Genomic DNA, 11375 nt, shown 5'->3' on the forward strand with positions numbered 1-11375 from the left:
ATAAAACTAGCTGAATGGGAATATTTATGTACTTACGCTAGTGATGGTTACTATAATTTGGAAAAAATAAGAAAACAAGTAGATTATCTAGAAAATAACCCCTTCTATGGATTGTGTTACAGTAATCGATATAAATTTTATGAAAATGGAATCGTGCGTAAGTTGCCAGTTAACGACATCCAGGAAGGGTATTTATTTTCAGAGTTATTAACTCAGAAAATCAGAGTAAACCCTTGTACTATTATGTATAGAATGGAGGTTATTCACGATATAGGGCTTTACGATGTTACTTTAGCGGTTGAAGACTTTGATTATATACTTAGAGTTGCGTACAAATATAAGATAGGCTTTCTAGATGACTACCTATTCTACTATCGTTCTCATGCTAACAATACGGTTAATTTGACCGATAAAATGCAGATCAATAGTAATTTGATTTTAGGTAAATGGGTTCATACATCGAGTTATCAAGAGGCTGTTTTTCTAAATGACCTACAGTACTTTCGAGCTTTTGCATCTTTGCAAAAGACTAAAGCTATTAAATTAATGCCACTTTATAAAGGTGTTATCTATCGAAGAGAATTTTATGAAGGATTGCTTCGTTTACTTATCCCTAAATTCATTTACAAAGCTATTATGAGGAGATAAACAATTGGTATTTAACCAAAAGGTTGGTTTGAGTGTGTTAGGGGGGGCAATTTTCCTCTCTGCTTATCCTTATTTTGTTTGGGGGAAGTCATTTCTTTTGGTTTTTTGTGTTTTGATTGCATTATTAGTAAGTGCCTATTTTTTGTTAGTGACAAAGAACAAATTTAGTTTGTCGAGTTTATTGTTTTCTTTAACATCGTCTCTTATCGTTTTTTTTTATTCTAACCTGAACGATGCTTCCTTAGGATACTCGATTTATTTGTTTGTTATTTTTTTCTGTATGTTTTCTTTGAGTAAAGAAAGTGTATTTTTTGTGTTTGATTTGTTCAAAAAAATATTTGCCATGAGCTTAATTCCAGGTATTGTTATCTGGGTGCTACATTTACTGTCATTCAATGTTGAGTTATTTTTTTTAGGCAAAATCCTTATTGATAATATCCCAAACCAACTAAAAGTTGAACAGGGAATGGGTTACTACCTGTTCCCTGGTTCTGTTATGCTTGATTATATGATGGCTTGGCCTGTATTTCGTTTTCAAGGAATGTTCGATGAACCTGGTGTAATTGGGACTATTGCGGCCCTCGTTTTATGTTCAACGAGATTTGAATTGAAAAATAAATATAACCTCCTGATTTTTTTTGGTGGAGTAATTTCATTCTCTTTAGCATTTTACGTCCTTACACTGATTTATTATATTATGCAAATAAGGCGAAATGTTAGTTTTATAGTCTTATCATTAACAGTATTCTTGTTCGCTGCCACAATACCTTCTCCCCTTGCTGATTTTATAGATCAAAGGATAGTTCAGCGCTTGTTGGTTAATGATGACGGAGAACTCTCTGGTAACAATAGGTATTTTTCTAAAGATGAAAAACTATTTATTACTTGGCAAGAAGGGGATTTAAAAGTTTTTATGTTCGGCCTGAACGAAAAATTAGGGGGTAGTAGTTCATGGAAAAATGTATTTATTAAAACGGGATTTATTGGTTTTCTAATTATAGTCTTAATATATGCTTCGCTTTGTTTTAGGTTTAGGGTTGGTTTATCATTGCATGTACTTACGATGTTAGTTTTATTTGTGGCGTCATTTTATCAAAGAACTGCTATCTTAACTCCAGTTTTTTTGATTGTATTTATGGCTGGTATATGTGGTCTAAAATTAATAGTAATCAGCAACAAATAAAAATTACAAAAACTACGGACGCATTCCTTCATTGCTTTTTATCATTCTTAATTTGTTTGTCATTGAGGAAGACTTTATTGACTTCTGCCTCAAAAGGGTCATTTCCCTCACCTGAAGGATTAGCTATCTGCTGTGATTTACTAATTACACGCAATTCTAAAAACGACCTAGGTCTTTCCGCCTCTCGCCATGTAAACCCTGTTAAAAATAAATCTTCATTAGTAGCTTTACCCATAGGCACCATGGTATTTTCTGGCTCAGTGTAGAAAATAGTGTTGACCATTTCTTCATCTTTGAAATTAAAAGTCATATGACTGCATAGGTTTTTATTGGCCCCTACATACTTGTCATCACTGTCTTTCAAAAAGTAAATAGACTCAGCATTACCCTTTGTATTCATTTGTACTAATTCACTAGAATCTAAAATGGCATGGATTTTCTTTCCTTTTATTTGATTATAATATTCCGCCATATCTAGCGTCGCTATAAATGCATTCTTATCTACATAAATATCAGAGACAGCATCATTTGTAAGCTGCAAGCTAATTGTATCTCCAGAAAACTGCGTCGTGTCGGACCAACAAACTGGATCTAGAAAAAGCCTGAACATAGAATCGACATCTGAATAATACAATGAATCCGAAATGGCTTGTAAGTCAGATTTAAAAATCTTGACATCTCTTATCGCCATTATATAATTCAAAGTATCCGAAGGATTAGCGCTAATTAAAGTATCCGCGCTCAAGTATAAAGTATCATTATCTACTTTCTGACTAAACAATGGTCTTTGTGCGCTCGAGAAAGCTTTAAAATATTTTGACTTTTCTTTATAGTTTAATTCATCTGTGATGATTTTCCTATGCTCTACTGTATCCACCCAAATGACATTACCTTTAGCTCGACCAAAATCTACCTCTTTGAGATAGGTTATAGTATCCCCTCTTAAATATCCAGATTCATTTGTAACAACACTTTCGCCATATAACTTTATATCTTCTTCTCCAGTTCCTCAATATCATCTCGGAGCATTGCTGCTTGTTCGAAGTCGAGATTCTGCGTTGCAAGATCCATTTCGTTGTAGAGTTTTTTGAGTACTTTCTTGATTTCGTCTTTCTTTTGTTCTGTCATTCGTTGGGCGAGGAAGGTTTCTGGAGACAGGATTGCGGCTAGGGAAACGGAAACAGTTGAAAGTGAGATTAACAAGACCAAAAGAGCTGTTAGGCTAACGAGACCTTTTTTGGTTTCGCTGTTTTTGTATGAATTGCGGACATATCCTGTTCGATGCATCCCTCATACTCCTCGGGTTGGATTAAAACGGCCTATCACCGTCAAAGTTTGTGTCTAAGGGTTCGTGGTTTCATTCCGTAGAACTCTACTGGCTAAGGGTTCTAGAGATAAACTGTGACAGCTATTTAGAAGAAATACGGCAATTTGGTGTTTTATGTATTTAGTGAGTAATAGCCTTCTGGTTAGATTCCACAACGGCACCTTCTTTTCTGGTCTATTTCATTGATTAGCTAATCGTATAAAATGGTTTTAAACTGCGATTCACTGTTGCGGTGTCTGTGTTGGTTATATTACGGTGCCCGCTGTGCAACACCCCGTCTTGAAACTCGTAAGCCCGATCAGACTTAATCTTGTTTAGATCCGGCGAAACAACAGGAGCATAAGGTCATGCCGCAACTCGCGGATCGCCTCTCGCGAATCAAACCCTCTCCGACTATTGCTGTAACAACTAAAGCCCGTGAGCTAAAAGCTGCTGGGCGTGACGTCATTGGCCTTGGCGCTGGTGAGCCGGATTTTGACACGCCGGATAACATCAAAGCAGCCGCTATAACCGCCATCAATGGTGGAGACACACGTTATACAGCGGTTGATGGGACGCCAGAACTCAAAGCTGCAATTTGTGAAAAATTCAAACGAGATAATGGTCTGGAGTACAAACCAGAACAGATCACCGTCGGTACTGGTGGAAAACAGATTCTTTATAATGCTTTCATGGCTACATTGAACCCGGGGGATGAGGTTATCATTCCGGCCCCTTTCTGGGTTTCATATCCTGATATGGTTCTTCTTGCTGATGGCGAGCCGGTAGCGGTGCCTTGTATGCAAAGTAACGGCTTTAAGCTACAGGCCGAAGATCTAGAAGAAGCGATCACTGATAAAACTAAATGGGTGTTGTTGAACAGTCCTTCAAACCCAACAGGTGCTGCTTATTCCTATGACGAAATGAAAGCGCTGACAGATGTGCTTAAGCGTCATGAGCATGTGATGATCCTGACAGACGATATGTATGAAAAGCTCGTCTACGATGACTTTGAATTCGTCACGCCGGCACAGGTTGAACCATCCCTTTATGATCGTACATTGACCATGAACGGTGTTTCCAAAGCCTATTGTATGACAGGCTGGCGTATTGGTTTTGCTGGTGGTCCTGTGCCGCTTATAAAAGCCATGGCCAAAATTCAGTCTCAAAGCACATCTAATCCCTGTTCTATCAGCCAGGCCGCGGCTGTTGAAGCCCTTCGTGGTGATCAGGGCTTCATCCCCAAGCACAATGAAGTCTTTAAAGCGCGCCGTGACATGGTTGTTGATTTGCTCAACGACTGCCCGGGCATTAATTGTTCTAAGCCCGAAGGCGCTTTTTATGTGTATCCTTCTTGCGAAGGCACCATTGGCAAGACAACTCCGGATGGAAAACAGATTTCATCTGACGGTGATTTTGTGACCTATCTTCTTGAAGGTTTCGATGTTGCTGCGGTGCAGGGTGAGGCTTTTGGCCTGTCTCCTTATTTCCGTATTTCCTATGCGACTTCAACCGAAGCTTTGAAAGAAGCCTGTGAGCGTATCAAGCGTGCTTGTGAGGCCCTGAGCTAGAGCTGAGCTAAAAAAACGATCAATTCGCGGGAGATATCTGTGTAAGATATCCGGGCGAGAGGATCTGGTGTAAAACTAAAAGGGCGCATCATTAGATGTGCCCTTTTAGTTTGTGCGGTCGTTTTAGCCCCTGTCACACGTGGTGTTAACGCAGCAGTGATTTGTTTGTGAGAGGGACAAGGAGTATCTCTGTAACTGGAACATGACAGAGGATTTAGAATGTTATTGAAATTTCGCAAACCCTGGGAGCTGAAAGAAAGTCAGTTGACCGAGGAAAGTGTATATTTGAATCGCCGCCATTTTATGAAACGGGCTGCTTTGGGATCGGCTGTTTTGTCTGTTGGTCTTGTATCTGGTTGTGATGAACCCTCTGCAGAAGCAACTGCGCCATCCCAAAGTACGACACAGACATCCGGCCTTGATCCAAGTGCCAAGTATTATCCGGCGAAAAGAAACGATTACTATAAATTGGATCGTGATCTCAGCTTTGAAGAGCTGGCGACAACATATAACAATTTTTATGAATTTGGGTCTTCAAAAAACATTCACGAAAAAGCACAGGCATTACCTTTGCGTCCTTGGTCAATCGCCATTGATGGAATGGTTGAAAAAGAGATGCAGTTGGATGTCGATGATCTTTTTGCCAAAATTGAGCTTGAAGAGCGTCTTTATCGCCATCGATGTGTTGAAGCCTGGTCTATGGCTGTTCCCTGGACAGGGTTTCCACTTCGAAAGCTGGTTGAACTTGCTCGTCCGCTGTCTAGTGCGAAGTATATACGCATGGAAACGTTTAATCTGCCCGATATCGCAAGTGGACAAAAAGCACATTGGTATCCATGGCCCTATATTGAGGGGCTAACGATTGAAGAGGCATCCCATGATCTTGCGTTTATCGCGACAGGTATTTATGGCAAGCCGATGCCCAAACAAAACGGGGCACCGCTACGGTTAGTGACGCCTTGGAAGTATGGTTTTAAGTCGACCAAATCAATTGTGAAATTTACTTTCACAGATAAAAGACCAGTTTCTTTCTGGGAAGAAATTCAAGGGTCTGAATATGGTTTTTGGGCAAATGTGAACCCGGAAGTTGCGCATGCACGTTGGAGCCAAGCCACGGAGCAACCTCTTGGGAAAAGTGAAAGAGTGCCCACTTTGTTGTTCAATGGGTATGCGGATGAGGTGGCTGAGCTTTACAAAGATATAAAGGGTGAACGCCTTTATACCTAAGTAGAAACTTCCTTGATAAAAATTATAAGGCAGAGCGTAAATATAAATCGCTCTGCCTTTATTTGTGCGCAGTGATTAAAGTTATTAGATCAATAATCCTTAAGTTTACTTCAGTTTTTCTCGAGTAGTTCTGGGTATATTAAGTTTGACTGAAGCTTTGTTCGAAAGTTACAGTAGTATTTGTGCAGCGACATCAAAAATTAGGACGTACATTAGTGTCGTTTATCTGTTTGAACTCTGTGAAATGGTACTTGGACTTTCTGCAAAGACATAAATAGATAATAATAATACAAAAATACTTCAGTGTACTCGGTTACACCCGTTTTTGCTTCATATTGTTTTGAGTAATCAGAGTTTTAAAGCTGTTACACAAAGAACGATAATAAAAATCGAAACGGGGAAGCATAATGTCAATCAAACCACCATTCACTGATCTTGAGATCAAAACGGCCACGGGAGGCTTTTATGAGGGACACAGCATCCCCATTGCCTTGATCAGTAAAGGCAGTATGACTTTGCTGGTATTGTGGGCGTTGATCTGGCCGGGTAATGCCAATAGCGTCTTATCTGCTCTTAATTCCAATGTTCTGAACAGCTTTAACACCTTTTATATCATCGCTGTTGGTGGCTTTGCTTTTTTCTTGTTTATCATTGCCTTGATTCCGGCAACGGGGAGGAAGAAACTAGGGGCAGAAGGTGTCGAACCTGAATTTTCCAACTTCTCTTGGTTCTCTATGATGTTTGGGGCTGGGCTAGGTGTTGGCTTAATGGTCTTTGCGACAGCAGAACCCCTCGGTCTCTGGGGATCTAATCCGGTAATCATCGACGGTACTGTGGCACCAAATACTGAAGAAGCCGTACAATCTGGCTACCGTTACACATTCCTACATTATGGTTTTCATGCTTGGGCTATTTATGTGACCACAGGTCTGTCTCTGGCTTATTACGCCTATACACGGGATATGCCGTTAACAATCCGTTCCGCTCTTACGCCGCTTTTTGGTAAGATGATTAATGGACCTTTTGGTCACATTGTCGATGTGCTTGGCGTTGTTGCGACTATTCTTGGCGTGTCTGTAACCATTGGGTTTGGTGTTAGCCAGTTTGTTGATGGTGTCTATGCCGTTACTGATATGAGCTGGCTTATGAACGGTGATGCTGAAGCACCGAAACCAAGCGTTGTCGGACTTCTAGCTGCGCTGTTCATCATTATGGGGCTTTCAATTCTGTCTGCGGTTTCCGGTGTTGGTCGGGGTATTAAGTATCTCTCTAACCTCAATCTGGTACTGTCAATCATCTTGCTTTTGACGTTTGTTTTCTTTGGTTCATTTGCCTTTGCAATGACGACTTTTGGTGCAAGTCTGGTTGATTATATCATTCATTTCACTCAAATGTCATTTGGGGCTTATGGGCCGCTATCTGCCGAAGAGTTTGCCATGGCGATTCCTGATGCAGCCAAGGCTCTGTCAGCAGAAGACATCGCTTCTATTTATGGTAATGCGACCAATGCTTGGGGATCTCTGGGCGGATTTAAAGAGACGTTGCCCGCATCTGTAACCGCGTTGGGAAATTCAGACGAGGTTGCTGCCGCTCTTTACGCTGCGGGTACAGAAGGGCGTCAGTTCGGGTGGCAAGCTGGGTGGACGACTTTCTACTGGGCATGGTGGATTGCGTTCTCGCCGTTTGTTGGTCTTTTCCTCGCGCGGATTTCAAAAGGTCGCTCTGTTCGTGAGTTTATCTTTGGGTGCGTCATTGCGCCAGCAATCGTGTGTTTCCTTTGGATGACCATTCTTGGTGGCACAGCAATTGATCTGGAGCTAACGGGTGGTGCTGATGGTGCAATTCTTGGTGCAAGTAATACCGCAAAGCTGTTTGTGACCCTTGGTCAGATGCTGTCTGGTGGTGCACTGTCGGGTCTGACGATCATGTGTGTGGTTCTGATTATGACCTTCCTGGTGACATCTGCTGATTCTGGTATTCTGGTAATGAATACAATCATGTCTGGTGGCGAGCAGGAAACTGACATCAAACACCGCATTATTTGGGGTGTCATTCTCACCAGCGTGATTGGTGCTTTGATTATTGCAGGTAACAGTGGCGCAGAAGCAAACCCGTTTGGTGCGCTTCAAAATGCGATGATCATTGGGGCGTTGCCCTTTACAATGGTGATGGTGCTGATGGTGATCTCTCTTGCGAAAGCTCTCTATCGAGATAATCACAGAGAGAAGATTGCAGAGGCGGAGGCCGCTGAATAAGTATTTCAGCCTCAAACAGAAAAGCCACGCAAAGATGCGTGGCTTTTTTTATTGCGTTGCAAAATATGCGGCAGGTGGTTTACCCAGAGTGCGTTTGAACATGGCGATAAAGGCGCTGGGGCTGTCATACCCCAGATCAATGGCGACAGAGGTCACAGGCTCGCCAAGGGCAAGACGTTCCATCGATGCCATCAGGCGGCATTGGCTGCGCCATTGACGAAAGGTCATACCTAACTCCTTGGAAAACAGTCTAGCAAGCGTCCGGCTGCTGGCCCCGGCATCACAGGCGAGGTCTTCGAGCCTCCGTGGGTCCGAGGGCGTGTGAATCAAAAGCTCGGTAACGCGGCGCAACCTGATATCTTGCGGGAGAGGGAGATGTAGCGGGACGGTTTTGGCTGCCCGGATTTGATCCATAAGAACCTGCATCAGTCGCCCGTCTGCACCCTGTTCATCATATTCCACTGGTAGAGTTGCGGCGTGGATCAGCATTTCCCGTAACAGCTTTGAGACAGAGATAACACAACAGCTATCAGGCATGCCTTGGGAAAATTCTTTATCAAGGTGCAGCGCCCGCCATTTAGAGCCATGAGGTGAATAGACCTCATGCTCGGTTTCGTGCGGTATCCAGACGGCCCGTTGCGGAGGCACAACCCAACTGCCTTGATTGGTGTAAATGGCGAGAACACCTTCAGAAGCATAGGCCAGCTGACACCAAGCATGACTGTGCGGCAAGACACGTCTGCCGGGGCGCATATTGGCGGCACGCACCATGACAGGGCGGACCAGTTCCGCAGGCACATCATTGGGCTTTGACACCAGTGGCTGGTTAAGAGGCGGCTCAATTCTCATGGTATATTGAATATTTTGTCCGTTTGTCGATATCGTATGGCATGATAACGCAAGACAGTCTTGCTTTCTATCCCTATTGTAGCGACAACCAATAGAAGCCTTGATGGAAAATAACATATGAAACCCCTCGGTCATTATCTTAAACCGGAAGTCTGGCGTACGCCCGAAGGCTGTCTGATCATTCTCTCTGCCGCGATGCCGTTGGCTTTTGCTACATGGATGAGCCTTCTGAATAACTTTGTTGTGGAAAAGGCCGATTTTGGTCTGGCTGAAATTGGTATCTTGCAGTCCGTACGCGAAATTCCAGGGCTGTTGGTGGTCAGTGCTCTATTATTCCTACTCTTTATTAAAGAACGCACCTTCGGTCTGATGGCTTTGATCCTGTTGGGTGTGGGGGTTGCTGTCACGGGTTTTTATCCCAGTGCCTTTGGCCTCTATGTGACCACGGTGATCATGTCGTTCGGGTTTCATTATTACGAAACGGTCCAGATGTCGTTAACCCTGCAATGGGTTGATAAAGAAAGAGCGCCTTTATCAATGGGGCGGCAGCTTTCTGCGCGGTCCATCGCGTCGATCATCGCATACGGTATGATATGGGTGATCTTCACCTTCTTTGGTCTTGATTACAAATGGGTCTATTTGGCGGGTGGTGTTATGACCATTCTAATGGTTCTGTTTGTTGTGCTTGCTTTTCCGTCCTATTCGCCAAAGGAAGTGCAACACAAGAAGATGATTTTGCGCAAGCGTTATTGGCTCTTTTACGCGTTGACCTTTATGGGTGGTGCGCGTCGTCAGATTTTTGTCGCTTTTGCCAGCTTTATGATGGTCGTGAAGTTCGACTTTTCCGTTGCCGAAATCACCATGCTCTATTTGGTGAACCAAGCTATTAACTTCTGGCTTGCGCCCAAGATCGGCAAGTTTATCTCGCGCTGGGGTGAACGTCGCGCCCTGATCTGTGAATATATCGGGCTCATTTTGGTGTTTTCCGGTTATGCCCTCGTCGGAGAGGCTTGGGTTGCTGCTGTTCTATATATACTTGATCACCTGTTCTTTTCCTTTGCCATCGCTCAAAAAAGCTATTTGCAGAAGATTGCTGACTACAAGGATATCGCCGCTACCTCTGGCGTTAGCTTTTCCATTAACCACATCCCGGCTGTCTTTATTCCTGTCCTCTTCGGACATGCCTTCCCCGACGAAGCCATGTGGATGGTCTTCGCCGCTGGTGCAGGCATGGCAGTGATATCTCTGATCCTTGCTTTCAACGTCCCCCGAGACCCTAGACCCGGTAATGAGGTTGTTATCGGAGGAACAAAACCTTTGCCTCAACCTGCTGAGTAGAGGCTGAATCTCGCATGAGGGTTGCTATGAAAATACCCTGGTTTCTAGAGTGGTGAGCTTGAGAGAACCGGGGCATTTTCATATGTAGGAGCTGGAAATTTTAGTAATACTATTTGAGTGAATTACAAGCAGAGGCTTCCCCTAATCCGCAAGATTTTAACATATACGTTACTGCTTTTGTGCGATCTTTTCCGACGCCAATACCTTCATTGTACAACGTGGCAGTATTTATACATCCTGTCGGCTCACCGCCATCACATGCTTGTTCGAATTTTTTAATGATACGGCGACCACCGAGATCTACACCTTTACCTTCTAAATATATCCCTGCGAGATTATTACACTCTATCGCATCTCCTTCATCACACAACGCCTTCGATGTCGAAATCACTTTTGTATAATTCGGATCTACTTCTCCAGATAACAAATAGTAATTACTAGCCTCGCTTCGGCGGGGCTCTTTTTTGTGTCTGGATTACGGGTAAAGAAAAACCCCGCTGTGAGGGCGGAGCTTATTTTAGTTATCTCTTGCTTAGGTGCTTTAAGCAACAAAGAGCGACTCTTTGAAGCCGCTCTTTGTTTTAGTTCGGTATCTAAATTTATTAGAAGCTTGATCCACCATCGCCAATAAAGCGCTGTGTCATCTAACTGCCCCTTTCAATCCCCGGTTTAGTAATTGCGCAAATTTATATGCTAGATTAAAACATAACGCAAGAAGTCTTAATTAAATGTGCATACATTGTGACTATTTCAAGAAATCAAGATAAGCGTATCACGTTAGCTTGTTTCTGTTGGGTTTTCCCGCTTTTTCCACCATAACCTAACACCTTGTTGAGGTAAAAAGAAGTGTTTGAATGCGAAATTATGTAATTTTACATTGTAACCAGAAGTGGGTGCTGTGAAATCCTCCCTGTGTAGCGTTGCTGATTGAATTAGATAATCTTGCCCTGTATCATTCAAAATTGTTAGCCTTAGTCCGTCCATAGGACTCTTTGTGG

At 42.9% G+C, this 11375-nt stretch carries 10 protein-coding genes; 6 read left to right on the forward strand and 4 right to left on the reverse strand.

Annotated features, from left to right (window positions below; genetic code table 11):
- Both Q0241_RS02155 and Q0241_RS02160 read left to right on the forward strand, forming a co-directional pair.
- On the forward strand, positions 1-648 hold a 648-nt coding region (locus Q0241_RS02155; RefSeq protein WP_299372341.1), incomplete at its 5' end, for a hypothetical protein.
- A gap of 4 nt (positions 649-652) precedes the next feature.
- Positions 653-1831 carry a hypothetical protein gene (locus Q0241_RS02160; RefSeq protein WP_299372344.1) on the forward strand — a complete coding sequence of 393 codons (1179 nt, stop codon included), beginning with the start codon at positions 653-655 and terminating at the stop codon, positions 1829-1831.
- A gap of 28 nt (positions 1832-1859) precedes the next feature.
- On the opposite strand, the gene Q0241_RS02165 is transcribed toward Q0241_RS02160, so the two are convergent.
- Entirely contained in the window at positions 1860-2708 is an 849-nt protein-coding gene (locus Q0241_RS02165) for a hypothetical protein (RefSeq protein WP_299372347.1), read from the reverse strand.
- A 110-nt stretch (positions 2709-2818) separates the two neighbouring features.
- A complete protein-coding gene (locus Q0241_RS02170) occupies positions 2819-3118 on the reverse strand; it encodes a UvrB/UvrC motif-containing protein (RefSeq protein ID WP_299372350.1) in 300 nt (99 codons plus the stop codon).
- A gap of 387 nt (positions 3119-3505) precedes the next feature.
- Between Q0241_RS02170 and Q0241_RS02175 the strand changes: the two genes are divergently transcribed.
- From Q0241_RS02175 to Q0241_RS02185, 3 genes are all read left to right on the forward strand, one after another.
- A complete protein-coding gene (locus Q0241_RS02175; protein ID WP_299372353.1) occupies positions 3506-4708 on the forward strand; it encodes a pyridoxal phosphate-dependent aminotransferase in 1203 nt (400 codons plus the stop codon).
- 219 nt (positions 4709-4927) lie between these two features.
- Positions 4928-5935 (forward strand): protein-methionine-sulfoxide reductase catalytic subunit MsrP, encoded by a 1008-nt coding sequence (gene msrP / locus Q0241_RS02180; protein WP_299372356.1) that lies wholly within the window; start codon positions 4928-4930, stop codon positions 5933-5935.
- Positions 5936-6342: 407 nt separating this feature from the next.
- Positions 6343-8190 (forward strand): BCCT family transporter, encoded by a 1848-nt coding sequence (locus tag Q0241_RS02185; RefSeq protein ID WP_299372359.1) that lies wholly within the window; start codon positions 6343-6345, stop codon positions 8188-8190.
- 48 nt (positions 8191-8238) lie between these two features.
- Here the strand turns inward: Q0241_RS02185 and Q0241_RS02190 are convergent, their stop codons facing one another.
- Complete coding sequence (locus Q0241_RS02190) at positions 8239-9156, reverse strand: helix-turn-helix transcriptional regulator (protein ID WP_299372362.1); 918 nt, start codon at positions 9154-9156, stop codon at positions 8239-8241.
- Between Q0241_RS02190 and Q0241_RS02195 the strand changes: the two genes are divergently transcribed.
- Positions 9157-10377 carry an MFS transporter gene (locus Q0241_RS02195; protein WP_299372365.1) on the forward strand — a complete coding sequence of 407 codons (1221 nt, stop codon included), beginning with the start codon at positions 9157-9159 and terminating at the stop codon, positions 10375-10377.
- Positions 10378-11154: 777 nt separating this feature from the next.
- On the opposite strand, the gene Q0241_RS02205 is transcribed toward Q0241_RS02195, so the two are convergent.
- On the reverse strand, positions 11155-11375 hold a 221-nt coding region (locus Q0241_RS02205; protein WP_299372371.1), incomplete at its 5' end, for a hypothetical protein.

It is taken from the genome of uncultured Kiloniella sp. (assembly GCF_937128705.1).
GTDB lineage: Bacteria > Pseudomonadota > Alphaproteobacteria > Kiloniellales > Kiloniellaceae > Kiloniella.

What these genes read in the sequence shown, in the direction of transcription:
- Q0241_RS02170 (WP_299372350.1), bottom strand. Translation starts at nt 3,118, where the DNA reads ATGCATCGAACAGGATATGTCCGCAATTCATACAAAAACAGCGAAACC.
- Q0241_RS02175 (WP_299372353.1), top strand. Translation starts at nt 3,506, where the DNA reads ATGCCGCAACTCGCGGATCGCCTCTCGCGAATCAAACCCTCTCCGACT.
- msrP (WP_299372356.1), top strand. Translation starts at nt 4,928, where the DNA reads ATGTTATTGAAATTTCGCAAACCCTGGGAGCTGAAAGAAAGTCAGTTG.
- Q0241_RS02185 (WP_299372359.1), top strand. Translation starts at nt 6,343, where the DNA reads ATGTCAATCAAACCACCATTCACTGATCTTGAGATCAAAACGGCCACG.
- Q0241_RS02190 (WP_299372362.1), bottom strand. Translation starts at nt 9,156, where the DNA reads ATGTTATTTTCCATCAAGGCTTCTATTGGTTGTCGCTACAATAGGGAT.
- Q0241_RS02195 (WP_299372365.1), top strand. Translation starts at nt 9,157, where the DNA reads ATGAAACCCCTCGGTCATTATCTTAAACCGGAAGTCTGGCGTACGCCC.